The following is a 24961-nucleotide window of genomic DNA, read 5'->3' on the forward strand; positions in this document are numbered from 1 at the left end:
TATTGCAGGCCGAATGACAGCCGACGGCGCGATTGCGCCACAGGCCCGTTTCGTGACCCCGGCTGTCGGCACCGCCAACGCAGTGCGCGTCACGCTGAACACCCAGACCCCGCTCTTTTTCGCGCGGTATCTGACCGGCCAGCGCAGTTTCACCATCAAGGCAACCGCCGTCGCCAGCACGACGGCGGCGGCGTCGTTCTCGATCGGATCGAGGCTGCTTTCAGTCAATGGCGGTGCGCTCAATGCGCTACTCAGCTCGCTGCTCGGCACCTCGATATCGCTCTCGGTGATGGACTATAACTCCCTGATCAGCACCAAGATCGACGCGCTGGATTTCCTGCAGGCGCTCGCGACGCGGGTCAATCTGACCGTGGGAACCTATGACACCCTGCTGAAGGCCAACATCAAGGTCGGCGACATCATCGCGGCCGCCTTGTCGACGCAGCAGTCCACCAACGGCGCGAGCGCAGCGACCACGGCGCTGTCATCGATCTCGCAGGCCGTCGCCAGCAGCCCGGCCAAGCTTGTGACCGGCAAGCTGATCGATCTCGGCCCCTTTGCCAATCTCACGGTGGGGCAGAAACCGCAGATCGGCGCCAACGTGTCGATCTTCGACCTGATCAACGCGGTCGCGCAGATCTCCAACGGCACCCATCAAGTCGCAACCAACATCGACCTCAATTTGCCTGGCCTCGCGCAAGTAGCGGTGTACGTCACCATCGGCGAACGGCCGGTCGGCTCGAGCTGGGTGCAGTTCGGTACCCAGGGCGTCAGCCTCCACACCGCCCAGACCAGGCTGCTGGTATTGGTCAAGGTTCTCGGCACCGGCAGCGTCTCGCTGATCAAGCTGCCGATCTATGTCGAAGTGGCATCGGCCACCGCGACACTCAACGCGGTGTCCTGCGGCCGTCCGGACATCAGCACGTCGCAGGTCACGCTCGGGGTGACACCTGGGATCGTCGATGCATGGATCGGCGATGTCGGCGTTGCCGAAATGAACGACTTCACACGCAAGCCGAATCCGCCGCCGGTGAAGCTGGTCGATCTCGGCAACCTCCTCACGATCAGAGCGCTCGCACATGTCGGCATTGGCAACACCACGCCGACCAGCGTCAATTTCAGCTACAGCGACATTCAGGCGGGAACCAAGAAAACGGTGACGACGAGCAACTTCCTGTCGTCACTGGTCGGGAACCTGCTTGGTGACCTCGATCTCAAGATCTATCTGCTCGAGGTCCCGCTGACGCTGCTGGACACGGTCCTCTCGGGCGTTCTGAATCTCGTCAAGGGCATCCTGATCGGTGTCACGGCCCCACTCGATCAGGTGCTGTCCAATCTGCTCTCCACGCTCGGCATCGGGATCGGCCAGGTCGACACGTCGGTGATGGGCATTCGCTGCGACGGTGCGGTGCTGGTGAGCTAGAGCATGATCCGGAAAAGTGCGAAGCGGCTTTCCGAAAAGATCATGCGCAAGCAAGAAGCTAAAGCGAGCTGACGATTCGACCTGATCTCATCTCGTTTTGGCGGAACGATCGCGCCGCGAAGCCCCAACCGGAATTGGCCCGCTATTTGTCCCGACCGCCGTCGTGCTTCGTCGGTGCCGGCTGCGTGACGCTGACCGGATCGGAGGCCGGGAAAGTGCCCTCCAGCCCCTCCTTGAGGCGGGAATGCGCCTTGCGGTCGGCGACCTGTGCCTCGCGCGGCGTGTTGGCATGCTTGTCATGCGCGGCTGGGTCGAATTTCTCGGCCATCCATCCCTCCGTTTCGGTCCGTTGCCCGCGGACAACGCGCCCAGACAACGCCTCCATGCGAACGGGGTTCCAGAACCGCCTTGGCCCATTGCGTCGCAGCGTGTATCAGGGGCGCAAATCTGACCGTGACCAGGAACTTGCCGCGTGCCCCAGGATGCCACCAAGAAGCCGCTCATCGAGGTCCTGTCCGGCCGCCGGCAGGACGTGCCGCCGCTCTGGATGATGCGGCAGGCCGGCCGCTACCTGCCGGAATATCGCGAGCTGCGCGCCAGGGCCGGCGGTTTTCTGGATCTCTGCTTCACGCCCGAATTCGCGGCCGAGGTCACGTTGCAGCCGATCCGCCGGTTCAACTTCGACGCCGCCATCATCTTCTCCGACATCCTGGTGATCCCCTACGCGCTCGGCCGCTCGGTCCGCTTCGAGGCCGGCGAAGGGCCGCGGCTCGATCCGCTGGCGACGCCTGGCGAGATCGCAACGCTGGCCACGCGGGCCAATTTCGACAAGCTCGAGCCGGTGTTCGAAGCCCTGCGCCGCGTACGCCGCGAGCTTGCGCCCGACATCGCGCTGATCGGCTTCTGCGGCGCGCCATGGACGGTTGCGACCTACATGGTGGCCGGACAGGGCACGCCGGATCAGGCGCCCGCCCGCCTGCTCGCCTATCGCCATCCGGACGCCTTCGCTGGGATCATCGACGTGCTGGTCGAGAACTCGATCGACTATCTCGTCGGCCAGCTCAAGGCCGGCGCCGATTGCTTGCAGATCTTCGACACCTGGGCCGGCGTGCTGCCGCCCCGCGAATTCGCCCGCTGGTCGATCGAGCCGACCCGGCGCATCGTTGCCGGGGTACGCCAGCAGGTCCCCGGTGCCAGGATCATCGGCTTCCCGCGCGGCGCCGGCGGCATGCTGCCGGCCTACATCGAGCAGACCGGCGTCGATGCCGTCTCGATCGATTGGGCAACCGAGCCGTCGATGATCCGCGAGCGCGTCCAGGGCCGTGTCGCCGTGCAGGGCAATCTCGATCCGCTGGCGCTGATCACCGGCGGCGCCGCGCTCGACCGCGCGGTGGACGACGTGCTGGAGAATTTCGGCAAGGGGCGGATGATCTTCAATCTCGGTCACGGCATCCTGCCGGAAACGCCGATCGCCCATGTCGAGCAGATGGTCGCGCGGGTGCGCGCGTATAAGGGGTGAAGCCACCTCCTTCACGCCTCGCCGAGTGCGCGCCGCCAAACATCGAAAACAACCCCATGCAAAGGAGCCGGGCGGCTACCGTCCTATATGCTGATATTGAATTCGCGGATCACGGACGCCCAGCGCTTGACTTCGTCGTCGACAAATCCGGCAAAATCGGTGACGTCGCTCATATCCTCGAACCCGAGGTCGAGCAGCTTGGAATTCACGTCTGGAAGCGCGACAATCTCCCGCAGTTCCTTGCTCAATCGAGCCGCGACGGCCTTTGGCGTGGCTGCGGGGGCAAAGAAGCCGCTGAAGCCGGTCAGCCCCAGCACGGGAAATCCCGCCTCGTCGAATGTCGGGATAGCCGGATACCGCTTCATCCGCGACGGGTTGGCGATTGCTAGCGTTTGTGCCTTTTCGTCTTGAGCCAACGCACCGCCGACCGAAACAAAGGCGCTATCCACTTCGCCGGAAAGGATCGCGGTCAGTGCCGGGGCCTCGCCGCGATAGGGCACCTGCAAGAGCTTGATGCCCGTGTTCTTCATCAGCACCTCGCCGATGATATGCGCGCTCGAGCCGAGGCCGTAGGTTCCATAACTCAGTGGTTTCGCGCTGCTGCGCGCCTTCTCGACGAAGTCCCGCAAAGTCGCGACGCCGAGGGTCCTGGGCACGATGAACGCGATCGGCAGGCGGCCGAGAGGCGCCAATGGCAGCAGATCGGACATCTTGTAGGACGGTAATTTGTGCAGCGAGACGTTCTGCACGATCGAGCTCATCGTGGAGAGAACGGTGTAACCGTCCGGCTCCGCCCCCGCCACAGCGCTTGCCGCGATCATGCCGTTGGCACCCGGCTTGTTTTCCACGATGACGGACTGGCCCAACCGCTGGGCCATGCGATCGGCGACCACCCGCGTCAAGCCGTCCATCACGCCGCCGGGTGGCAGCGGCACCACGATCTTGATCAGCCGGCTGGGCCAGGCGGGCGTCTCAGCCAGCGCAGGGGTCGAAACAAGGGCTGCAATGCCGGCTGCGCCCTTCATAAGTGCCCGTCGCGTGATCATGGTCCCTCTCAGATCTGCGTCGACCGCCCGGTCCAGAACGGTTCGCGCAGCTTTCGTTTGAAGATCTTTCCGCTCTCTTCGCGCGGCAGCGTGTCGTGGAAAACAACTTCGCGCGGCACCTTGAACCCTGCGAGGCGCTCGCGAACAAAATTCCTGACCTCGTCCTCGCTCAGTGCTGCGCCCGCGTCGCGCTGAACGGCAGCATAGATGCGCTCACCGAACTCATCGTCGGGAATGCCGAAGACCGCGCAGTCGTGGACGCCCGGACAACTCTGAAGCACCCCTTCGATTTCGGCAGGATAGATGTTCACCCCGCCCGAGATGATCATGTCCCGCTTGCGATCGTTGAGGAACAGATAGCCGTCGGTATCGAGGTATCCGACGTCACCGCACGTGATCAGCCCGTCGATTTCGACGGAGCGACGATCATCGTCACGGCCGTGATAGTTGAAATCAGGATAGGCCGGTGAACGCGCGTAGATTTCGCCGCTGACGCCCGGCGGCTGCTCGCGACCGTTCTCGTCAAATATCTTGATTGTGCCGCCGGGAGCGACGCGCCCCACGGTGCCGGGTCGCGAAAGCCAGTCGTGCGACGTGCAGACAGTGGCGATGCCGGTCTCGGACCCGCCATAGGTCTCGATCAGGACCGGCCCCCACCACGCGATCATGGCGCGCTTGATGTCGGGCGGGCACGGCGCACCCGTGTGCAACACCAGTTCGAGCGAAGACACGTCGTATTTGCGGCGGACGTCTTCCGGAAGCTTGAGCAGCCGCACAAAGAATGTCGGCACCATCACGAGTGTCGTCAAACGATGGCGATCGATCTGCCGAAGCAACTCTTCGGGGTCGAAGCGCGACGACAGCACGACGACGTCAGCCATCGCCAGGCCTTGCCGTGCAAACGCGTTGGGCGAGGCGTGATAGAGCGGTCCGCCGACATATGAACGCATGCCGTCGCGACAGCCATAGACGATCCGAAACAGATCGCGCATCGCCTTGGCCTGCTCGGGCGTTGCCGGCGCTCGCCGAACGCCTTTTGGGCGACCCGTGGTCCCTGACGTGTAGATCCACGACGTTCTCGGGGGTTGCGCCGGCTTGTCCCACTCGGCATGCGCGGCCAGCCACCGGTCCCAGTCGATATCCGTGTGCGGCGCGGCGACAAGCGGGTTGACGTCTGGAGCGTCTGGAGCCTGCACGACAAGTACCGCGCATCCCGCGGGAATGACGTGACGCACCGGATCGAGCAAATGGGAATGGACGACAAGCACCTTCGGCTTCGAGTCGCCCAGCATGTAACTGATTTCGTCCGGGCTTGCGTGCCAGTTCAGCGGTACGGCATAGGCGCCGATGATATTGGCTGCATGCGTAGCTTCGAGGAAGGCAAAGTCGTTTCGCAGCAACAGGGCGACGGCGTCATTTTCGCGCACCCCGAGCCCGGCAAGTCCGCAGGCCGCCCGGCGTGCACGCGCCAGAAGCTCGGCTTTCGAACGGACGCGTTCGCCAACAATGACGGTCGCAGTGTCGTTTTCCATCTTCCCCCCGCCAGCAGGTTCTACGTCCGGCTTGACATCGACTTCGATATAATGGTCTTACCATTAAATCAATAGTCCAATTGATCAATGATTGGCCGGCAAGACGCGAAGGAAGCACGCCATGCGCAACATCGTTTCTCTGGAAGGAAAGACTGTCGTCGTGACCGGCGCCGGCCAAGGCATCGGTCGCGCGACGATCAAACTGGCAAGGGAGCTCGGCGCCAACGCGGTTGCCATCGACCTCAACCGCGACACTCTGTCGACCTACGACGCGTCCGACCGCCAGTTGATGACGATCACCGGCAGCGTGACCGATGAGGCCTTCGCAACCGACGCGGTCGAGAAGATCGTCCAGCGGTTCGGTGCGATCCACGGCCTCGTCAACAACGCCGGCATCACCCGGCCGGCGATGTCGGAGAAGATGACGCTTGCGCAATGGAATGCCGTCATCGAGGTGCATCTGACCGGCGCGTTTCTCTGGACCCAAGCCGTGGGGCGCACCATGCTGAAGCGTGCAAAGGGCGGCGAAACCAATGTCGGCTCCATCGTCAACATCTCCTCTGACGCGGGCCGTGCCGGCTCGATGGGCCAGATCAACTATGCCGCCGCCAAAAGCGGCATGCTGGGCATGACGATGACATCGGCCAAGGAGTGGTCGAAGTTCGGCATCCGAACCAATTCCGTCTGCTTTGGCGTGGTCGAAACGCCGATGACCGAAACAATCCGGGGCGACAAGTTTCGTGAGGGAATACTGGCTCGCATTCCCATGGGTCGCTGGGCCCAGCCTGAAGAGGTCGTACAGCCGGTGTGCTTCCTGCTCTCGGATGCGGCCTCCTACATCACCGGCCAGCACTTGGCGGTGAACGGGGGTTTCCACATTTCCATCTGATCAACCGGCGGAAACCCTTGCAAAGCACTCGGCGGAGGCTGAAGAAGACCTACCATCAGGGACGACTCATGCCGCAACAGCGATCCAGATCGACGCAGCGCGCTGCCGGCAGGCGCGCGGCAAGTCCATCGGCATCAGAAGCGGCCGACCGCATCGGGACACGGGCAGCCGGCGGGCCGTTTCGCCCCGTCAAGACGCGCCGTATCTTCGAAGAGATCAGCGACGCCATTCGCGACAAGCTGGTCACCGGAGAACTGAAGGCCGGTGACCGCTTGCCGTCCGAACGCGAGCTTTCGGAAATGCTCACTGTCAGCCGCACCGCGCTGCGCGAAGCCATCCGAAGCCTCGAGATAGCCGGCATCGTCGAATTGAGAAAGGGAAGCAAGGGCGGTGCGTTCATCACCAAAAGCGGCGCCGGACAGGTCACCCGCACGTTCCGCGATATGCTCGACTTCGGCCACGTTTCCCTCGCCACGCTGCTGGAGGCTCGGTTGCTGGTGATGGACGCAGTGGTACGCGCAGCATGCGAGCGCGCCAGTGGCGCGGACATCGAGGAGTTGAGCAGGAACGTGACCGAAACGATCGAGTTGACCCGGCAGGGACGCTATGAGGAACGTACGCTGAAGGCGGTGGAGTTCAGCACCTTGCTCGCAAACTCGACCGGAAACCAGGTCATGTCGGCGATTCTGGAAGCGATGGCATCCGTGATCCGCCACTTTGTCCTGATTGCCGGACCGCCGGCCCATGACCCGGTGATCGCCTCACGCCTGAAGCTGATCGAGCAGATCAAGGCGAAGGACACCAAGGGCGCGTGTGAGACGATGCACCGCTATCTGACCAAGCTCAACGCCCATCTGTTGAACGCCGAGCAAGCCAAGCTCCGCAGCGATGCGCGCTGACGTTCACGGTTGCCCGCCTGATTGATCGATTCCACGGCAGCCCAGCGAACTGGTGATGCCGCAGCACATCCGAAGCCACAAGGCGCTCGGCAATTGCTCCTCGATCCCGGGGTGACGGAAGACGAAGCCGGCGGCGGCCCGTCGGACCACCGCTTCGCTGACCAGACTACCGCGCCTCCTCCAGGATCATGTCCGAGGCCTTTTCCGCGATCATGATCGTGGGCGCGTTGGTATTGCCCGACATCAGGTCCGGCATCACGGACGCATCGACCACGCGCAATCCGTCGACACCACGCACCTTGAGCCTGTTGTCGACGACCGCGAGCGGATCGTTGCCCATCCGGCAGGTCGAGGTCGGATGATAGACCGTGCTGCCGGTGCGGCGGCAGAAATCCAGCAGGTCGTCGTCGCCGACCACCTTGGCGCCGGGATCGACCTCTCCGACCGAATAGGACTTCAGCGCCGGCGCCGCCAGGATCTTGCGCAGGATGCGGATGCCGTCGATGAAGGCGCGGCGATCGGTTTCGGTTGCGAGATAGTTGATGCGGATTTCCGGCGGCACGCTCGGATCCGCGCTCCTGATCTTCAGCGAGCCGCGGCTCTCCGGGCGCAGCTGGCAGACCGAGGCGGTGAAGCCCGAGAACGGATGCAGCTTCTCGCCCATCTTGTCGGTCGAGAACGGCAGGAAATGGATCTGGATGTCGGGTGACGCCAGCCGCGGGCTGGTCTTGAAGAACGCACCCGACGTGCCGGCCGCGATGGTCAACGGCCCCTTGCGCAGCGCCGCGTAGCGCAGCCCGGCCATGACGCGGCGCACCGGATTGTTGACGACATCGTTCAGCGTCACGTTCTGCGCGCAGCGCGTGACGATGCGCACCTGCATGTGATCCTGCAAATCGTTGCCGACGCCTTGCGCATCGAGCACGATGTCGATGCCGTGCTGCTTCAGCAGGTCGGCCGGGCCGACGCCGGAGAGCTGTAGCAATTGCGGCGAATTATACGCGCCGCTCGACACCAGCACCTCCTTGCGTGCCTTGGCGGTGCGCAACAGCCCGTTCTGCCTGTAGGCGACGCCGCTCGCGCGCTTGCCGTCGAACAAGATGCGCTGCGCCAGCGCCGAGGTTTCGACATGCAGATTGCCGCGGGTCAGCGCCGGCCGCAGATAGGACCGCGCCGTCGAGGCGCGCCGGCCGCGCCGCGTCGTGGTCTGGAAGAAGCCCGCACCCTCCTGGGTCGCGCCGTTGAAATCCGGATTGGTCGGAATGCCGACCTCGGCCGCGGCATGCACGAAGGCTTCCGACAGCGGATCGTGATGCCGCCAGTCCGACACCGGCAGCGGGCCGCCGGCGCCGTGATATTTGTTGCCGCCGCGCTGCTGATCCTCCGCCTTGCGGAAATAAGGCAATACGTCGTCATAGCCCCAGCCGGCATTGCCGCGCTGGCGCCAGCGATCGTAGTCCTCGTGCTGGCCGCGCACATAGAGCAGTCCGTTGATCGAGCTGGAGCCGCCGAGCACCTTGCCGCGCGGCTGGAACACCTGCCGTCCGTTCAGCCCGGGCTCAGGCTCGGTCTGGTACATCCAGTTGACGGATTTTTCCTTGAACAGCTTGCCGTAGCCGAGCGGGACATGGATCCAGATGTTGGTGTCCTTCGGCCCGGCCTCGAGCAGCAGCACCGAGTGCTTGCCGTCGGCGCTCAGGCGGTTGGCGAGCACGCAACCGGCCGAGCCGGCGCCGACGATGACATAGTCGAACTCGGCGACGTCGTTCGGCGACGTGCCATGATTGTTGTTCATTGGTTTCCCCCGGCCAATCGGCGCGGCCGGCAGAGTTGCGCCCCTGCCAAGCATTGGGAAAAGACGTAGCGAGCGTGGCAGATGCGGTCAAGAAAGATAGCTGACGTTCCCGAACGGTACCACCGGACCTTCGATTGTCGGACCGGCAGCCGCGAACGCAGCAACGCGACGGTCGCGTCAGCTGCCGGCCTTTGTTCGACGCGAGCCGGCGCGTTGCTGGCTTCGGCGTGCCGGCTTGGCCGGCGTGGCCCGGTCCGCGCCGGCGGCGGGCGGCGCGCCGTATTTCGCCGATACCGCCTCCAGCGAAGCGTCCTCGTCGGGCACATGCAGGCTGGAGAGAAAATCCGCGCCGGCGCGCATCACGTGCTCCGCGGCAAGCGTGGCCGCGGCGCGCTCGTCGCCGGCGATGATCGCACGCAGGATCGCGGCATGCTCGTCCCAGGTGCGGGCCTGGCGCACCGGGTCGGTCGGCGAGAACAGCATCGCGGTGCGTTCGCGCAACCGCTTCAGCAGATCGGCCAGCACGCGATTGCGGCCGGCCGCGGCCAGCTCGTGGTGGAACTGCTGGTTGAGGTCGGACAATAGATCGTAGTGCCGGGCCGCAACCGCTTCGTTGCCCTGCTTCAGCACCGCGGCAATCCGCTTGATGATGCTCTCTTCGCGGCGACGCGCCGCAAGACGTGCATTCTGCCCCTCGAGCAGGGCGCGGACCTCGATGGTCTCGCGCGCCTCCTCATCACTCATCGTGATGACCGAGGCGCCGCGGCGTGCGGTCACCTCGACCAGCCCCTCCGACTCCAGCACCCGGATCGCCTCGCGCACCGGATTGCGGGAGACCCCGAGCTCTTCGGCAAGCCGGCCTTCCACCAGCCGCTCGCCGGGCTTGAGCCGCCGGCTCAGGATCGCCTGGCGCAACTCCTGGATCACCTTGCCATGCAGGGAAAGGTAATCGTCGCCAAGGCGTTTGGAATTTCCGAGACTGCCTGCCATGAGGTGACCTGTCCGGCCCCGCTTCATTCGTTTGATGGACCACGTGACGAGGTCCAACGAGCTGCCAGACTCCCGGCCGAACGGCGGCAAATCGGTATTTAGACCGCCGGCTGCGTGCCATCAAGCCGCGCTCATTCGCCGTCAACAGCTACCGGCCGCGCCGGCGGCACGGCGCTTCGCGGCGTCCACGATACGCTGACGCTGCCGTTGAGAAAGGTCTGGCACGCCATCCGGTAGCCCGCCGCGAACTGCTCTTCGGTGAGGTGCTTGCGCTCCTTCGGCTTGATCGCATCGGTGTTCTCGATGCCGCTCTCGATCAGGCACTTGCAGGTTCCGCAGAGGCCGCCGCCGCATTTGAACGGAATGCCGCCCTGCTCGCGCAGCGAGACGCGCAGCAGGTTGCTGTTCTCCGGCGCGGTCACGGTTTTCCCACCATTGGTCAGAAACGTGACTTCGATCATCGCAATATCCGTCAGCGCTTGCGCAGCTTGGTGTCCATGTGGCCGAAGGTGATGAGATGCTCGAGCTCGCTCAGCGCCCGTTCCGGGGTTTCGAACTTCTCGAGAAACTTCGAGGGCACCTCGTTCACGATCGGCGGCGACCAGGCCTCGTCGACGACCTTGACCTTGGTCTCCTTGATCAGCTCGGCGATCACGAATGTCGCCTTCCTGGTGCCGTAGAACAAATAGTCGTAGGCCGCGAGCGGCCGCAGCCCCTCGACGATCTCGGTGCGAAACTGTCCCGGCTTGCTCGTCAGTATCACATACATCGGTCACGGCCTCCCAACCGCTGCGCCGGCCGGCGCGACGACGTCGGCGAGCGGCATGGCCTCTTGCGATAGTTCAACGTCGTGCGTGAGCCAGAGCTGGCAGGCGAGACGGTAGCCTTGCTCGATCCTGGCGCCGAGACGCTTCTTCTCTTTCCAGTTCGGCTCCGGCAGATGCTCGCCGCCCGCGATGATCCGCGACGCGCATTTCCCGCACTTCCCCATGCCGCAGCCATAGAGGAAGTTCGGATAGGGAAACTGGCGGATGCCCGCGCGCACGACGAGATTGGTGTTCTCCTTGACCTCGCCGGTGAAGGTCTCGCCGTTGCGGTGAAAAACCACCTTGGGCATCGCGCCGTTCTCCGTTCCCTGACCGGTCAGGCCTGCAACAGCACGCGCTCCTCGGCAGTGACCCCGGTGGCGAGATCGAGCTCGGCCAGCGGAATCTCGCCCGCGACGTAGTCGTGATACAGCGCCGTGGTGTAGAGCAACCGCATCTGCGCGCCGATCTCGCAAATCTTCAGGCAACGCTGCTGCAATTCGACCGTGTCGGCGTGCTCCAGCACGATCTGGTAGCCGCGTTCGCCGTGGATTTCGTCGGAGACGATGTGGAGATCGAAGAACTCGACCTCCTCGTCGGTGAACTTGTACTTCTCACGCAAGGTCGGGGTCTGCTTGCGGTAGATCGACGGCACCTGCGATTCCAGGCCGACCACGAGGCCCGCGACCGCGACGATCGGATCCTCGCGCATCGCGACCGAATAGCACCAGCTCTGCAAGCCCCGGGTGGTCGGGGTCATGTTGTCGGGGTCCTTGACCCGCGCCGCGGTCGTACCGCAGGCCTCGGCAAAGCGGATCAAAAGATCGGTGTGACGATCGCCGCCGATCTCCTCCTCATACATGTTGGCAAGCAGGAAGTCCTTGGCCTCCTGATACTGCTCCGGCATCCGCGCGTAGATGTAGCCGAGATAGTCGGCGAACGGACCGACATAGTGGTAGTGGTTCTCGGCCCAGCGCGCGAGATGCGCACGGCTCAGCTTGCCACTGGCCCAGGCCACGCTGAACGGAGCCTTGTTGGCGCTCTTTCCCTTGATGGCGTTCTCGAGGGCGGTTCGAAATTCCACATGATCCATCAGCTTCTGCATCGTTGCGCTCCTGTGCCGTGAAGAACTGCCGTCCGGGCATCGGGCCGCCGGTCGCGGCGACATCTTTGATGTATATTGTATACTGTTTTTGGGCATGTCAACATCAAAGCGCATGGCGCAGACCGCTGGATCACCCTGCCCACGCGCGATGCACGACCGCTCCGATCATAGGCATTTTATGCCTCATAATGCAGTCGGCCGCCCCTTTGCCCGACAAATATCCGAACGTTCGGCCTTCAATTTGGGCTTGTCATTCTTGAATACAGTATACATTATTGGGCAAACAGGGGGAAGCAATAAGCATGCAGCACGTTCCGATCGTTGCCGCGCATTGGGTCTATCTGCTCGGCGTCGCCGTCATCGTCCTGACCATGATCTGGCGCGCCAACGTCGTGGTGCCGTCGGTGATCGCGACATTCCTGGTCGCACTGGCCTGGACTCACAGTCCGGTCGCAGCGCTTGCCAGCGTGTTCAATGCGAGCTTCACCGCCGCAAAGGAGCTCTTCAACATCTTCCTGGTGATCGCGCTGATGACCGCGCTGCTGAATGCGCTCAAGGTGCTCCGCTCCGACATCCGCATGGTCGAGCCGTTCCGCGCCGTGATGAAGACCGGCCACACCGCCTACTTCGTGCTCGCCGCGATCACCTATGTGATCTCGCTGTTCTTCTGGCCGACGCCTGCGGTGCCGCTGGTCTCCGCGGTGCTGTTGCCGGCGGCGATCGCGGCCGGGCTGCCGCCGCTCGGCGGCGCCATCGCCATCGCGATCGCCGGACAAGGCATGGCATTGTCGTCGGATTACGTGATCGGCGTCGCCCCCGGGATCAGCGCCAAGGCGGCCGGCGCCGCGGTCAGCGCCGCGATGGTTGCCGACCGCGCGCTGGTGCTCTCGCTGATCACCGGCGGCGTTGCGCTGACGCTCGCCTATCTCTCGATCCGCAAGTCGATCACCAAGCCCGACGACCGCTTGCTGGAACGCTGGCAGGCGAAGTCGAGCAATGGAGAGCTGGCCCGGCTCGAGCAGGAAGGAACTTTCGACAAGGCCGAGATCGCGCGCGGCACCGCCGAGGGCCAATGCCCGTTCGCAACCCAGGCGCAGATCGACACGGAACTGGCGAAAGTGCCGACCCGCCGCGAGCGTTGGTCGAAGTTCTTCGCGGTCGCGACCCCGCTCGCCTTTCTCTGCGTGATCGCCGTGATGGTGCTGGCCAAGCTCGGCATCGGTCACGATCTCAAGGGCGGCGACGCCGCGGCACTGGTCGGCGGCGTCGCGGCGATGCTGATGATCTGCGCGTCCTTTGTCACTGACGATCTGCGAAAATTCCTCGACACCAGCGCCGATCACGTCACCGAAGGCTTCGTCTTCGCCTTCAAGGCGATGGGCTCGGTGCTGCCGATCGCAGGCTTTTTCTTCCTCGGCGCCGAACCCGGCCTGTCCTCGCCGATCCTCGGCGTGCCCGCGGCCCAGGCGCCAAGCCTGCTGTTCGAACTGATCCAGACCGCGCAGGCCTGGATACCGGGCAACGAGTTCTTCGTCGCCTTCGGCGTCCTGATCGCCGGCATGATCACCGGCATCGACGGCTCCGGCTTCGCCGGGCTGCCGCTGACCGGCTCGCTGTCGGGCGCGCTGGCACCTTCGGTCGGGCTGGAGCCCGCGACGCTCGCCGCGATCGGCCAGATGGGCGCGGTGTGGACCGGTGGCGGCACGCTCGTGGCATGGTCGTCGCTGATCGCAGTGGCCGGCTTCGCGCGCGTGCCGGTGTTCACGATCGTGCGAACCGCGATGCTTCCGGTGCTGACCGGGCTCGCGGCGTCGACGATCGCAGCGGTTCTGATCTTTCATTGAAGAGGCCTTTTGACGATGACTGAAGCGGCTATGCGCAACACCCACCCCTCCACGCCGACCGAGATCGAGGAGTTCCCCAACCTGATCGCCGGCGAGCGCGTCCGCAGCGCATCGGGAAGGCTGACCGCGAACATCAACCCCGCCGACAATGCCGACATTGTCGGGCGCTTCCAGGAATCCAGCGCCACGGAGGCGCGGGCCGCCGTCGATGCCGCCGCCGCTGCATTCGAAGGCTGGAGGCGGACGCCGATCTCCAAACGCGCCGCCGTCCTGAATCGCGCGGCTGATCACCTCGAGTCGCACGCCGATCGGATTGCGCGCGAGATGACGCGCGAAATGGGCAAGTCGCTCGGCCTCGCCCGCGACGAGGTGGTGCGCTCGGCTCAGACCTTGCGCTTCTACGCGGTCGAAGGGCAGTCGTGGACGGGCGAAGTGTTCCCGAACGACGATGCCGACATGACCGTCTACACGCTGCGCGAGCCGCTCGGTGTCGTTTCGGTCATCACGCCTTGGAATTTTCCGATTTCGATTCCGGCGCGCAAGATCGCGCCGGCCCTCGTCACCGGCAACACCGTGGTGTTCAAGCCCTCATCGGATGCGCCGCTCAGCGGCTACCGGTTGGCGGAAGCGCTGATCGCGGCGGGGCTGCCGAAGGGCGTGCTCAACTTCATCACCGGCAGGGCCGGCGAGATCGGGCCCGCCATCACCGAACCGCCGGTGATCCGGGCGATCTCCTTCACGGGATCGACCACTGCCGGCGAACAGATCTGCCGCGCGGTCGGCTTCATCACCCGCACGCAGATGGAGCTCGGCGGCAAGAACCCGCTGATCGTGATGGACGATGCCGATCTCGACCAGGCCGTCGACCTCGCCATCAAGGGCGGTCTGTCGCTGGCGGGACAGGCCTGCACCGGCACCAGCCGGGTGCTGGTCATGAAACAGGTGCGGTCCGAATTCACCGCCCGGCTGCTCGCCAGGGTGCAGGCGATCAAGATCGGCAGCGGTCTCACGAGCGGCATGGAGATGGGGCCGCTCGCCACCGCGCGGCAACTCGAGACCGTGCTGCGCTATGTCGCGATCGGCAAGGCGGAGGCGATGCATCTCCACGGCGGCGATCGGCTCACCGGCGCAGGTTACGATGGCGGGTACTTCGTTTCGCCCGCGATCTTCACCGACGTGACCCAGGAGATGACGATCGCGCGCGAGGAGATCTTCGGTCCCGTGATCGCGATCATCGAGGTCGAGAGCTATGCCGACGCGATCGCCAAGGCCAATGCCAGCGAATACGGCCTGTCGGCTGCGATCGTGACGCGCAACCCGCGCGTGATGCACGATTTCGCCAACGACATCCAGTCCGGCACGGTGAAGATCAACCGCACCACGACCGGCAATCTGATCAACGCGCCGTTCGGCGGCCTGAAACGATCGAGCACCTCGACATTCCGCGAGTCCGGCCGCACCGGTCTCGAATTCTACACCCAGATCAAGACGGTCTATCGCGGCGTTTGAGCCGCGATCGACGCCCCTCAATATCGAAAGAGAGCGATGAGACAGACATTCAAACTCGAGCTTGCCGAAGCCCGCCACATGATCGCCGCCGCCATCCGGAAATCGGCCGAGATCGGCGTCGCCGAGACGGTCTGCGTGACCGACGATGGTGGTTACCCGCTGGCCCTGGAACGGATGGACGGCGCGCGGGTGACCGGCCCGCAGATCGCCTGGAACAAGGCGTTCACCGCGGCCGGCCACAAGCGTTCGACGCATCTGTTCAATCAGCCGCCGAACGGCCCCGCTTTGCCCGGCAACGAGGCGTTCGGCATCCAGTGGAGCTTCGACGGCAAGTTCGCGGTGTTCGTCGGCGGCTTTCCGATCGTCGTCGACGACGAGGTGGTCGGCGGCATCGGGCTGAGCGGCGGCAATGGCGAGCAGGACACCCAATGCGGCCTCGCTGCGCTGTTGGCCTTGCAGGAGCTATTGCGCGGCCATCGCGTCCTGGTCGCGGCCGACATCAAGAAATGACGGGCGACTTTCTTGCGCCGAGCGCGTCGATCAATCGCTCGACCAGCATGTTGAGCTGTTCGGCGCTGCGCGCGGCGCCGAACACGTAGCGATCAGGCCGCACGATGGCCGCCGCTACGCCGTGCTGCCGCATCCAGTCGGCAAACAGCCGGTCGCGCTCGACCACGCTCAGAATGCCGTTGGCGTCGCAGCTCTCACCCGACGCGGTGATGACGACGCGTTCGCCGGACAGGCGCTGCCAGCCGGCGCGTGATGTTTCCGACAGCCACGCCATCTGCTGTGCGGCCAGCGTCACGATCGCAAACTCCGGCTTCAACAGGTCGTCGAGCCGGCACGTCCGTCCGTCGGGCGCGCGCACATGCGGCTGCACGAACAGCCGCCCGGCAAGTTCAGCGCCGGGCGCGATGAGGCCGGACTCGAGGTCCGGGATGAATTTCTGCCTGATGGTCTCGGCCTTGCCGGCCTTCAACTCGGCGCGCAGCCGCAGGTCGCGTTCGGCGGCGGCCACGGGATCGAGCTCGCCGATGATCTTGCCGAACTCCTTGGCGCTGGCGACGACGGCGCGAACGTGCGGCTTGCGCTCGATCTCGTAACTGTCGAGCAGCGCCGCGTCGGCGTCGCCGCGCAGCACCAGGCGGAGCTTCCAGGCCAGATTGACGGCATCGCGGATGCCGGCGCAGAGGCCCTGCCCGAGGAACGGCGGCGTCTGGTGCACGGCGTCGCCCATCAGCAGCACCCGGCGATCGCGCCAGCGCTGCCCGAGCAGGGCATGGAAGCGATAGACCGCCGAGCGCCAGATCGTGAGATCGGAGATATCGGTGAAGCCCTTGAGCAGGCGGACAACATTGTCAGGCGCGCCAGCGGCCTCCGGATCCTCGCCGGGCAGCAGCTTGATCTCCCAGCGTCGCAAGTTTCGCGGCCCCGGCACGAAGGTGCCCGGACGCGACGGCCAGCAATACTGAAAACTCTTGGCCGGCCGCTTGGCGGGATCGCTGGTCAGCGTGTCCACCACCATCCAGCATTCATCGAAGGCGAGATCGTCCAGACCGATGCCGAGCCGCTTGCGGACAAAGCTGTTGGCGCCGTCGCAGCCGACCAGATAGCGCGCGCGGATCACGAACTCCGCGCCGGACTCGCGCCGCGCGGTCAGGGTCACCGCGCCGTCGTCCTGCTGCAACGACACGCCGGCGGCCGCGAGGAAAATGTCGACATGCGGATCGTCCGCGAGCTGGTCGCGCAGCGCCTGCTCGAGCTCCGGCTGCACGAAGGTGACATTCGGAATCCAGCCGAGCGGAAACGGCGGCGGCATCGGGTCGAAGATCTTGATGATCTCGCCGTCGACGCCGAGATAGTGCGAGCCATTATGCGGGGCGATCGCCTGCTCCATGAAATCGCCGAGCCCGATCGCCTGCAACACCCGCAGCGCCTCGTGGTCGAGCGTGATCGCGCGCGGCTTGTCGTAGATCTCGGCGACACGCTCGACGACAGCGACGCTCAGTCCGGCTTTCGCGAGCAGATTGGCGAAGATGGCGCCGACCGGCCCGAGGCCGACGATCGCCGCGTCATAAAGGGGGTTCGCGACCGGCATCGACATGCTACTTCGCGAGGTAGCTCTCGAGCGTCAACGGCTTCGGCTTCACCTGCGGCTCGCGGATCGCGACATCGGCGAACGGCGTCGCCTCCTCGAACCAGGCCTGCCGCGCCGGCAGCCCCCAGGGAAACGAGATCTTGTGGTCGGACGGGTCCCAGCCGATCGGCTCGTTCTCGATGTCCATGATCTGGTAATGCGTGTTGAACAGCTCGACGCGGTGCCCGTCGGGGTCGCGCATGTAGACATACATCGCGTGTCCCGGCCCGTGCCGCCCCGGGCCGCGTTCGACGGCGGCGCCATAGCCGAGCTCGCCAGCGATGTCGCAGGCGTTGAGCAGATGATGCACCTCGGGCGCCAGGAACGCGAAATGATGCAGCCGCGGTCCGGCACCGTTGAAGAACACGATGTCGTGCGGATTGCCCTTGCGCTGCAAGAACACGCCGCGCAGATCGAACGTGCCCGCGGGGGCGATATACTCGCTGAGCCGAAAACCCGCCGCGGTGTAGAACTCGCAGGCCTTGCGCAGCTCAGGCGTCAGCACCTGGTAATGGTCGAGCCGCAGCGCCGAGCCGCCGGCATGGCGGGTGAATTGGGTGATCATGCGCGGCTCGATCGGCATGGTCGCGCAGAACTCCAGCGGCGTACCGGCCGGATCGGTCGCATGCAGCGTGCGGCCCTGATGCGGCACCTCGGCCCAGGCGACGCGGCAGCCATGCGCTTCGAAAAAGCCCTTGAGCCGGTCGAGGTCATCCTCCTGGAACACCCGCAGGCCGAGCCGCGCGCAGGCGGCGCCGCCACCCTTGCGCAACACAAGGCTGTGATGGCAGGCCTCCTCGACGCCGCGGAAATAGAGCGCATCGCCCTCCTCCGCGGTGAGGATCAGCCCGATCACCTTTTCGTAGAACCGCCGGCTGGCGGCGAGATCGCGGACGGTCAGGACGACGTGGCTGGCCCGCGTGATACGAAACCCGGGATCGTGGTTCGTGGTCGGGAGGCTCATGCGCACCTTCTGATTTGCCGTCGCCGGAGCTCAACTCATTGCGAAAAACCGGCGGCCGATCAAGCCGCGCGGCGTTGGGCAATCCCTGCCGGTCCGTGACCTCGCGTCACGCATTTGTATCGATTTGTTAGCAATGCCCACCAGTGGAACCGATCCGCTCCCCCAACGCGGCTTGGTTCATCCCAAGAATTCATAGTTTGTCAAAGGTTTGCAGAGAATTCTTCGGCACTGCGTCATGGCCAGACCACGCAGGCAATGTAGTGAGATGCGTAGCGATCTCAGATCATATTTCGCGGCCTTGTTCGCGGGAGACCTTGCGGCGTTCGGCGCACCACCGACGGATGAAGCGCTTGCCGGCCACATCCGCGCCGAGCAGATCTCGCTCGTGCTCGGCTATTCCTTCGGCATCATGCTCGCCAATGCCTGCAACGCGATGGTGCTCGCGGTCGCACTCTGGCTATCGCCCGATTGGGTCTTCGCGCTGATATGGGCCGCCGCCGTGAGCTGCGGCGCACTGCTCTTCGGCTTGCAGGCGCGCGCGGCACGCCGCATCGCCAAGCCGCAATTCGTCTCGCGCCGGACCATGTACCGGCTGGTGCGCAACGCGCTGGCGCTCGGCGCTGCCTGGGGCGTCGTCCCGGTCGCCTTCTTCGCGAGCGCATCGAGCGGCGGGCAATTGGTGATCACCTGCCTGTGCGCCGGAATGCTGGCGGGTGGCGCCTTCGCCTTCTCGACCATCCCGGTCGCCGCGATCGCCTTCACCGGGCCGATCTTCGCCGGCATCGCGATCTGCCTCGGCCGCGACGGCGACTTCGTCTATCTGCTGTTGGCCGTGCTGGTCGTGGTCTACGGCTCCGTGCTGCTGCGCGGCGTCTTCGTCAACGCGTTCGAGTTCAGGCGGCGGATCATCGCCCAGCATGAGGCCGAACGAACGGTGCGGCAGGATCCGCTGACGCATCTGCCGAACCGCGTCGCCTTCAACGAGGCGCTCAACGGCGCGCTCGGCCGGCTGGCACGCTCGGGCGAGGAATTCGCGGTGCTGCTGCTCGACCTCGACCGCTTCAAGGAAGTCAACGACAGGTTCGGTCATCCGGCCGGTGACGAATTCCTGGTGCAGGTTGCGGCCCGGTTGCAGCGCTGCACGCGCGCGGCCGAGCACGTCGCGCGGATCGGCGGCGACGAGTTCGCGCTGATCATGTCCAATCTGACGCGGCCGGAGGATGCGCTCGCGATCGCCGAGCAGTTCGTCGCGGCCATTGCCGATCCGTTCCCGATCGACGGATTCGAGATATCAAGCGCCATCAGCATCGGCATCGTGCTCGCGCCCCGTGACGGCAGCACGTCCCACGATCTGCTCAAGCACGCCGACATCGCGCTCTATCGGGCGAAGAAATCCGGTCCGGGTCCCATCTGCTTCTTCGAGGCGAGCGACGACCAGGCCGCGCGCGACCGCCGCGCCTTGCAACGGGATCTGGAACACGCCATCGAGGCCGACCAGCTGTTTCTGGTCTACCAGCCGTTCCTCGACATCCGCAAAGGCCGTGTCACCGGCTTCGAGGCATTGTTGCGCTGGCAGCATCCGGTGCGCGGCCTGATCCCGCCGAGCGTCTTCATTCCGATCGCCGAGGAGAGCGGGCTGATCCACCAGCTCGGCGAGTGGGTGATCCGCAACGCCTGCGCGATGCTGGCGCGCTGGCCGCAGGACATCAGGATCGCGGTCAATTTCTCCGCGGTCCAGTTCCAGAACGTCGGCATCCTGCAGACCATCGTCGACGCGCTCGCCGCGGCGAACGTCGCCCCGAACCGGCTCGAGGTCGAGATCACCGAATCGATGCTGATCTCGAAATATGGATCGGCGCCCGCGATCCTGAACGCGCTGCTCGAGCTCGGCGTGACGGTCGCGCTCGACGATTTCGGCACCGGCTTCTCTTCGCTGACCTATCTGCGCAAGCTGCCGTTCAGCCGCATCAAGATCGATCAATCCTTCATCCGGGACATGCTGACCCAACCGGACTGCGCCGCGATCGTCAAATCGGTGATCTCTCTCGCGCAGGATTTGCAGATCGGCGTCGTGGCCGAAGGCGTCGAGACCGCGGATCAGCTCGAATATCTGCGCCAGACCAGTTGCGACGAGGTGCAGGGCTATCTGATCGGCCGCCCGATGTCGGGCGGCGAGATTTCCGCCCTGCTCGATCACAATCCGCGGCGGTCGGTGCACGCGGCGTAAAGCGGAATAAGTTTTGGTTGATCGGCTTGCCGCGGTCTCGATACACCTCTCCCCGTTGGGGAGAGGTGAACTCTCGACGCCGTTCGACCTCAACCTGATCTCTGGCACAGCCTTGTTCAGGCGCGCCTTGCCGGCCGGGCGCGTCAGAGCGCGTCGGCGCGATGCAGGGTATCCACCGTGATGGTGCCGCGGGCGCGGGAGACGCAGGCGCAGATCTTGCGGCTCTCCTGCTTCTGGTGCGTGCTGAAGAAGACGTCGCGATGATCGATTTCGCCATCGACGCCGACGACGTCGAGCGCGCAGACGCCGCATTCGCCGCGCCGGCAGTCGCTCATCACTTCGTGGCCGGCCTCGTCGAGCACATCCAGCATCGATCGGTCGCGCGGGATCACGAACTCGGTCAACGCTCCCGTCCCCTGGTCCCTGACCCGCACGCGGAACGCTTCGGTCGGCAGCAGCCCGCTCGATCCGAACGTCTCGTAGCGCAGATCCGTCATCGGACGACCAGCCGCTTCCCAGGCGCGCCGTGCCGCATCGAGCATCCGCATCGGACCGCAGAACAAGGTCATGGTATCGCGCGGCAGGGCGGCCAACACACCGTCGAGGTCGAGCCGCCTGCCCTCGTCGCCGGCATGAACCACGAGCCGGTCGCCGAGCAGACCTTCGAGCATGTCGAGATAGGCGGCGTCGCTGCGCGTGCGCACGGCATAGTGCAGCGTGATGCCGGCGCCGCGGCGCGCCAGCGCCTGTGCCGCGCCGACGATCGGCGTGACGCCGATGCCGCCTGCGATCAGGCAGAACTGCCGCCGCGTCCAGTCGAGTTGCACCAGCGAGGCGGGCAGCGTGATGTTGAGCCGCGCTCCCGGCGCCAGCGACCACATATAGTGCGAGCCGCCGCGGGAATCCGGAGCGCGCCGAACGGCGATCCGATAGCCCTGCGGATCGATTTCGCCGATCAGCGAATAGGAGCGGGTCTGCGGCTGGCCATCGATGGTGACGCCGACATCGATGTGGCTGCCGATCGGGTAAGGCGAGCCCGAAAAGCCGTCCGGCCGCAGCAGGAATTCACGGATGCCGGGCGTGAGGTCGCGCGTCGCGAGCAGCGTGGCGGACGTCCAGGTTGCAATGAATCGCATGGGACGCTCCGTTCAGCCGGCCGTGACCAGCGCCAGCGCCGGCAGCAGATCGAGATGGGTTCGATTGCGCAGCGCCAGCCGCAGGTTGCGGGACGCAAGCCGGGCATGCTCGCGCATCACCGCCTCGGCGCGCGCGCCCTCGCGGTTCTCGATGGCGTCGACCACCACGCAATGATGTTCCTGCCCGATCAGCAGGATCCGGCGCGCCTCCGGCAAGGCCGATTGCGCCATCACGAAGCTGCTCGGCGAGGCGAATGGCAGCGCCGAGGCGCGGTCGATCTGCCGGATCAACGGCGGACTGCGCGACAGCTCGGTGAGCAGCGCGTGAAATCGCGCGTTGAGCGCGACAAAGGATGAAAATGCATCCATCGAGATCGGATCCTGCCGCACCAGGTCGTCGATCTCGTTGAGACACTGCTTCAACGGCTCGAGGTCGCGCGACGAGACGCCACGCTCGGCGGCGAAGCGCGCGGCCAGCCCCTCCAGCGTGCCGCGCAGCTCGATCGAATCGAGAATGTCGCGCTCGGAAAACGCCTTGACCATGAAACCGCCGGACGGGATCACCTCCAGCAGTCCCTCCTCCTCCAGCCGGACCAGCGCCATCCGCACCGGCGTGCGCGACACTCCGGTGATCTCGACCGCCTGCAATTCCGAGATACGCTCGCCCGGCCGCAGCCGGCCCGCCAATACCAAGTCGCGCAGCGCGAGCTGCGCCCGCACGGTCTGCGACACTGAGCGATCCGCTTCGCGCTCCGCCATGGCTTGCTCCCGCCTACTCGGCCGCCTGCATGCGCTGCGGCGGTGGATTTTCCTTCGCCACCATGCGGTCAATCACGCGCCGCGCCCACATCGCACCGGCATCGATGTTGAGATTGTAGAACACGCGGTCGGGATTCTCGTCGATCGCACGCTGCTGTGCTTCCAGGATGATCTCGTCCTCGTGGAAGATGCCGGCGACGCCGTCGCGGATCTCCGAGGTCAGGCGTTGCTCGGTGAGGCGGTGGTTGCGGACGAAGGCCCAGAAGTAATGGCAGGTCTTCTCGGTCTCCGGCGTGATGGTGTTGAGCACATAGCCGTTGACGCCCTGCGAGCGGTCGCCCTCCGGCGCGCCCGATCCGGCCGGCGCGACGCCGACATCGATGGTGACGGTGCATGGCGCCTCGAACCGGATGATCTGCCAGCGATCGACCGGCCCCGGCTTCTGCAACAGCTTGACGAAGAACGGCGGCGCCTGGATGCCCTTCATCCAGCGCGTCACGGTGACGATCTTCTCGCCATGGGTGACGTCGAACGGCGCTTCGGCGACCGCGTCATTGCCGATGCTCGAACCGTGCACGAAGGTCTCGTGGGTCAGGTCCATCAGATTGTCGACGACGAGGCGGTAGTCGCATTTGACATGAATGGTCTTGCCGTCGCCGGCCCAGGCCGGATCGTGGTTCCAGTGCATGTCCGGCACCAAGGCAGGATCGGCCAGTGCAGGATCACCCATCCAGAGCCAGATGAAGCGATGGCGCTCGACCACGGGATAGGCGCGCACGCAGGCCGACGGATTGATCGTCTCCTGCGACGGCATGAAGGTGCAGCGGCCCTGCGCATTGTATTTCAGGCCGTGATAGCCGCAGACCACGGTATCGCCGTCGAGGCGGCCCTTGGAGAGCGGCACCAGGCGATGCCAGCAGGCATCCTCGAGCGCCACCACCTCGCCGTCACCCTTCCGGTACATCACGACGTGCTTGCCGCAGATCGTGCGCGGCAACAGTGCCTGTTTGATCTCGGCATCCCAGCCGGCTGCGTACCACGCGTTCATCGGGAAGGAGTTGGGCATCGATCGCTCCCATTCTGGATACTCTATGTATACATTAACTCCCGATCGATAGCAAATTCCATCGAAAATCGTCGATATCGAGACATAGCGGTATACATAAATATCTCAAAACCTCATGACGCGCCAAAGTGCGCGGCCAGGCGTGGCCTGGACACGGTGAGGTCAACGGGGAGGGAAATTGAGGGGCCGCCAGCGGCCCGGCGACGCTTACGAGTTCGACGGCGAGCGGCTCGAGGCCGACTGCGTGTCCTTGATGCTGATCACCACGGCGATGCGCTTGATCGTGCCGCTGCGGTAAGCTTGCAGGAACTTGTCGTAGTGCTTGACTGAGATACAGCCGTTGGAGTCGCCGTTCGGGCCGAGCATGTAGCTGTGCACCAACAAGCCGACGCGTCCGAAGGTCTCGCTGCCGTCGACCGGGGTCATGCGCAGCGCGGGGACGCCATGGAACAGCTTTTCGCGCGGCTTCATCTCGTAGATGCCGGGCGGGGTCGCACCGGCGTTGCGGGCATTCACATGCGCCGGATCGTCGAGCAGATTGCCGAGACCAGAATGCGCCTCGAACTTGGTGCCGTCGGGCATGTACACGATGCGGCCGGTGATGTCGTAGACCGCCGTGGTGCTGTCATAGCCGAGCGCGCCGAGATCAGGGCTCGGGCCGGACAGCAATCCGTCATTCGGATCGAGCGAGGCGAGTTGCAGCTTGCCCGGCATCATGTCGGCGATCTTCTGGAGGAAGGTGCGGTTGTCGCCCTGCTGCACCGGCGCCGGCTGCGGCACTGGCGCCTGATCGTTCCGCGCGAGCAGATTGGCCTCGGCCGGCCGCGAGCGCGGCATCGGCACTGTGGATGTCGCCGGCGCAGCCGTGGCAGCGACGGACGCCGTCGCCGGCTGGCTGGTCGGCAATTCGGTCTGCGTGTCACGCAGCTGACCGGCGAGCGCGTCTTCGATCTGACCGAACTCGGAATTGAAATCGCCGCGGCTCGAGCGGAACCCGCGGCGCAGCGGATAATAGAGCGAGGACGTATTGATCGTGGAGCGAGAGCCGAACCGGTCGTCGAAGCTCAGCGATGCGGTGGTGTTGGCGAGCGCGGACCCATGCAGCCACGACGTCGGATCGATGCCGACCACCCAGGCGGCAAGGCCGGACGACAGGACGAGCGCGCTCACGGCAAACGCCGTGCTGCCCACCAGAGACATGCCGCGGCTTGGCTTACGCCCGGCAGCTTTCGTCGTACGTTGACCCATCCGTCCCCAAGTACGGTGCTCTGGGGCCTGTTGCCCGGCCCACGCGGGATTCACCGATCGCTCATTA

23 protein-coding genes are annotated in these 24961 nt (G+C 65.1%); 8 read left to right on the forward strand and 15 right to left on the reverse strand.

The window, feature by feature from the left end:
* The coding region (locus B2W55_RS11315; protein WP_291532223.1) for a TadG family pilus assembly protein at positions 1 to 1423 on the forward strand (1423 nt) is incomplete at its 5' end.
* Between the two features lie 142 nt (positions 1424 to 1565).
* Here the strand turns inward: B2W55_RS11315 and B2W55_RS11320 are convergent.
* Positions 1566 to 1751: a hypothetical protein gene (locus B2W55_RS11320; protein ID WP_024580346.1), complete on the reverse strand. Its 186-nt coding sequence runs from the start codon at positions 1749 to 1751 to the stop codon at positions 1566 to 1568.
* 144 nt (positions 1752 to 1895) lie between these two features.
* Between B2W55_RS11320 and hemE the strand changes: the two genes are divergently transcribed.
* Complete coding sequence (gene hemE, locus B2W55_RS11325) at positions 1896 to 2942, forward strand: uroporphyrinogen decarboxylase (protein WP_024580345.1); 1047 nt, start codon at positions 1896 to 1898, stop codon at positions 2940 to 2942.
* 83 nt (positions 2943 to 3025) lie between these two features.
* On the opposite strand, the gene B2W55_RS11330 is transcribed toward hemE, so the two are convergent.
* Together B2W55_RS11330 and B2W55_RS11335 are read right to left on the reverse strand one after the other, a co-directional pair.
* Positions 3026 to 3988, reverse strand: coding sequence for a Bug family tripartite tricarboxylate transporter substrate binding protein (locus B2W55_RS11330; protein ID WP_024580344.1), 963 nt, complete (start codon positions 3986 to 3988; stop codon positions 3026 to 3028).
* Between the two features lie 8 nt (positions 3989 to 3996).
* Positions 3997 to 5520, reverse strand: a complete 1524-nt coding sequence (locus B2W55_RS11335) for an acyl-CoA synthetase (protein WP_024580343.1) — start codon at positions 5518 to 5520, stop codon at positions 3997 to 3999.
* 121 nt (positions 5521 to 5641) lie between these two features.
* On the opposite strand from B2W55_RS11335, the gene B2W55_RS11340 reads away from it, so the two are divergent.
* Both B2W55_RS11340 and B2W55_RS11345 read left to right on the forward strand, forming a co-directional pair.
* A complete protein-coding gene (locus tag B2W55_RS11340) occupies positions 5642 to 6409 on the forward strand; it encodes an SDR family NAD(P)-dependent oxidoreductase (RefSeq protein WP_024580342.1) in 768 nt (255 codons plus the stop codon).
* A gap of 68 nt (positions 6410 to 6477) precedes the next feature.
* Positions 6478 to 7308 (forward strand): FadR/GntR family transcriptional regulator, encoded by an 831-nt coding sequence (locus B2W55_RS11345; protein WP_024580341.1) that lies wholly within the window; start codon positions 6478 to 6480, stop codon positions 7306 to 7308.
* 166 nt (positions 7309 to 7474) lie between these two features.
* Here B2W55_RS11345 and B2W55_RS11350 read toward each other — a convergent pair whose 3' ends face one another.
* The 6 genes from B2W55_RS11350 to B2W55_RS11375 form a co-directional block, all read right to left on the reverse strand.
* On the reverse strand, positions 7475 to 9103 hold the full coding sequence (locus B2W55_RS11350; RefSeq protein ID WP_024580340.1) for a GMC family oxidoreductase: 1629 nt from the start codon (positions 9101 to 9103) through the stop codon (positions 7475 to 7477).
* A gap of 177 nt (positions 9104 to 9280) precedes the next feature.
* Complete coding sequence (locus tag B2W55_RS11355) at positions 9281 to 10183, reverse strand: GntR family transcriptional regulator (protein ID WP_200894411.1); 903 nt, start codon at positions 10181 to 10183, stop codon at positions 9281 to 9283.
* Positions 10184 to 10224: 41 nt separating this feature from the next.
* Positions 10225 to 10554: a 2Fe-2S iron-sulfur cluster-binding protein gene (locus B2W55_RS11360; RefSeq protein ID WP_043855635.1), complete on the reverse strand. Its 330-nt coding sequence runs from the start codon at positions 10552 to 10554 to the stop codon at positions 10225 to 10227.
* Between the two features lie 11 nt (positions 10555 to 10565).
* On the reverse strand, positions 10566 to 10862 hold the full coding sequence (locus B2W55_RS11365; RefSeq protein WP_024580338.1) for a hypothetical protein: 297 nt from the start codon (positions 10860 to 10862) through the stop codon (positions 10566 to 10568).
* 3 nt (positions 10863 to 10865) lie between these two features.
* Entirely contained in the window at positions 10866 to 11210 is a 345-nt protein-coding gene (locus tag B2W55_RS11370) for a 2Fe-2S iron-sulfur cluster-binding protein (RefSeq protein WP_024580337.1), read from the reverse strand.
* A gap of 26 nt (positions 11211 to 11236) precedes the next feature.
* The gene (locus B2W55_RS11375; RefSeq protein ID WP_024580336.1) at positions 11237 to 12004 is read right to left on the reverse strand and encodes a TenA family transcriptional regulator; all 768 of its coding nucleotides are present in this window, start codon (positions 12002 to 12004) and stop codon (positions 11237 to 11239) included.
* Between the two features lie 302 nt (positions 12005 to 12306).
* On the opposite strand from B2W55_RS11375, the gene B2W55_RS11380 reads away from it, so the two are divergent.
* The 3 genes from B2W55_RS11380 to B2W55_RS11390 are packed head-to-tail and all read left to right on the forward strand — an operon-like array spanning position 12307 to position 15867.
* A complete protein-coding gene (locus B2W55_RS11380; RefSeq protein WP_024580335.1) occupies positions 12307 to 13848 on the forward strand; it encodes a hypothetical protein in 1542 nt (513 codons plus the stop codon).
* A 15-nt stretch (positions 13849 to 13863) separates the two neighbouring features.
* Positions 13864 to 15357, forward strand: a complete 1494-nt coding sequence (locus B2W55_RS11385; RefSeq protein WP_200894412.1) for an aldehyde dehydrogenase family protein — start codon at positions 13864 to 13866, stop codon at positions 15355 to 15357.
* Between the two features lie 36 nt (positions 15358 to 15393).
* Entirely contained in the window at positions 15394 to 15867 is a 474-nt protein-coding gene (locus tag B2W55_RS11390; RefSeq protein ID WP_024580333.1) for a GlcG/HbpS family heme-binding protein, read from the forward strand.
* Here B2W55_RS11390 and B2W55_RS11395 read toward each other — a convergent pair.
* Both B2W55_RS11395 and B2W55_RS11400 read right to left on the reverse strand, forming a co-directional pair.
* Complete coding sequence (locus B2W55_RS11395; RefSeq protein ID WP_024580332.1) at positions 15857 to 17461, reverse strand: bifunctional 3-(3-hydroxy-phenyl)propionate/3-hydroxycinnamic acid hydroxylase; 1605 nt, start codon at positions 17459 to 17461, stop codon at positions 15857 to 15859. The genes B2W55_RS11390 and B2W55_RS11395 overlap by 11 nt on opposite strands.
* Position 17462: 1 nt before the next feature.
* Positions 17463 to 18458, reverse strand: a complete 996-nt coding sequence (locus B2W55_RS11400; protein WP_024580331.1) for a VOC family protein — start codon at positions 18456 to 18458, stop codon at positions 17463 to 17465.
* 265 nt (positions 18459 to 18723) lie between these two features.
* Between B2W55_RS11400 and B2W55_RS11405 the strand changes: the two genes are divergently transcribed.
* A complete protein-coding gene (locus B2W55_RS11405) occupies positions 18724 to 20685 on the forward strand; it encodes a putative bifunctional diguanylate cyclase/phosphodiesterase (protein ID WP_024580330.1) in 1962 nt (653 codons plus the stop codon).
* A 143-nt stretch (positions 20686 to 20828) separates the two neighbouring features.
* On the opposite strand, the gene B2W55_RS11410 is transcribed toward B2W55_RS11405, so the two are convergent.
* From B2W55_RS11410 to B2W55_RS11425, 4 genes are all read right to left on the reverse strand, one after another.
* On the reverse strand, positions 20829 to 21821 hold the full coding sequence (locus tag B2W55_RS11410; protein WP_024580329.1) for a PDR/VanB family oxidoreductase: 993 nt from the start codon (positions 21819 to 21821) through the stop codon (positions 20829 to 20831).
* A 12-nt stretch (positions 21822 to 21833) separates the two neighbouring features.
* Entirely contained in the window at positions 21834 to 22580 is a 747-nt protein-coding gene (locus tag B2W55_RS11415) for a GntR family transcriptional regulator (protein ID WP_024580328.1), read from the reverse strand.
* A 13-nt stretch (positions 22581 to 22593) separates the two neighbouring features.
* Positions 22594 to 23646 (reverse strand): aromatic ring-hydroxylating dioxygenase subunit alpha, encoded by a 1053-nt coding sequence (locus B2W55_RS11420; RefSeq protein ID WP_024580327.1) that lies wholly within the window; start codon positions 23644 to 23646, stop codon positions 22594 to 22596.
* A gap of 207 nt (positions 23647 to 23853) precedes the next feature.
* The gene (locus B2W55_RS11425) at positions 23854 to 24816 is read right to left on the reverse strand and encodes a DUF2778 domain-containing protein (protein ID WP_244442172.1); all 963 of its coding nucleotides are present in this window, start codon (positions 24814 to 24816) and stop codon (positions 23854 to 23856) included.
* Positions 24817 to 24961 lie beyond the last annotated feature (145 nt).

Origin of the sequence: Bradyrhizobium sp. UBA2491 (genome assembly GCF_002341725.1) — a bacterium.
Lineage (GTDB): Bacteria > Pseudomonadota > Alphaproteobacteria > Rhizobiales > Xanthobacteraceae > Bradyrhizobium.

Coding starts and splice junctions, on each gene's coding strand:
- B2W55_RS11410 (WP_024580329.1), bottom strand. CDS start 21,821: ATGCGATTCATTGCAACCTGGACGTCCGCCACGCTGCTCGCGACGCGC.
- B2W55_RS11330 (WP_024580344.1), bottom strand. CDS start 3,988: ATGATCACGCGACGGGCACTTATGAAGGGCGCAGCCGGCATTGCAGCC.
- B2W55_RS11415 (WP_024580328.1), bottom strand. CDS start 22,580: ATGGCGGAGCGCGAAGCGGATCGCTCAGTGTCGCAGACCGTGCGGGCG.
- B2W55_RS11340 (WP_024580342.1), top strand. CDS start 5,642: ATGCGCAACATCGTTTCTCTGGAAGGAAAGACTGTCGTCGTGACCGGC.
- B2W55_RS11350 (WP_024580340.1), bottom strand. CDS start 9,103: ATGAACAACAATCATGGCACGTCGCCGAACGACGTCGCCGAGTTCGAC.
- B2W55_RS11360 (WP_043855635.1), bottom strand. CDS start 10,554: ATGATCGAAGTCACGTTTCTGACCAATGGTGGGAAAACCGTGACCGCG.
- B2W55_RS11320 (WP_024580346.1), bottom strand. CDS start 1,751: ATGGCCGAGAAATTCGACCCAGCCGCGCATGACAAGCATGCCAACACG.
- B2W55_RS11405 (WP_024580330.1), top strand. CDS start 18,724: ATGCGTAGCGATCTCAGATCATATTTCGCGGCCTTGTTCGCGGGAGAC.
- B2W55_RS11345 (WP_024580341.1), top strand. CDS start 6,478: ATGCCGCAACAGCGATCCAGATCGACGCAGCGCGCTGCCGGCAGGCGC.
- B2W55_RS11400 (WP_024580331.1), bottom strand. CDS start 18,458: ATGAGCCTCCCGACCACGAACCACGATCCCGGGTTTCGTATCACGCGG.
- B2W55_RS11385 (WP_200894412.1), top strand. CDS start 13,864: ATGACTGAAGCGGCTATGCGCAACACCCACCCCTCCACGCCGACCGAG.
- B2W55_RS11370 (WP_024580337.1), bottom strand. CDS start 11,210: ATGCCCAAGGTGGTTTTTCACCGCAACGGCGAGACCTTCACCGGCGAG.
- B2W55_RS11375 (WP_024580336.1), bottom strand. CDS start 12,004: ATGCAGAAGCTGATGGATCATGTGGAATTTCGAACCGCCCTCGAGAAC.
- B2W55_RS11335 (WP_024580343.1), bottom strand. CDS start 5,520: ATGGAAAACGACACTGCGACCGTCATTGTTGGCGAACGCGTCCGTTCG.
- B2W55_RS11420 (WP_024580327.1), bottom strand. CDS start 23,646: ATGCCCAACTCCTTCCCGATGAACGCGTGGTACGCAGCCGGCTGGGAT.
- B2W55_RS11390 (WP_024580333.1), top strand. CDS start 15,394: ATGAGACAGACATTCAAACTCGAGCTTGCCGAAGCCCGCCACATGATC.
- B2W55_RS11365 (WP_024580338.1), bottom strand. CDS start 10,862: ATGTATGTGATACTGACGAGCAAGCCGGGACAGTTTCGCACCGAGATC.
- B2W55_RS11380 (WP_024580335.1), top strand. CDS start 12,307: ATGCAGCACGTTCCGATCGTTGCCGCGCATTGGGTCTATCTGCTCGGC.
- B2W55_RS11395 (WP_024580332.1), bottom strand. CDS start 17,461: ATGTCGATGCCGGTCGCGAACCCCCTTTATGACGCGGCGATCGTCGGC.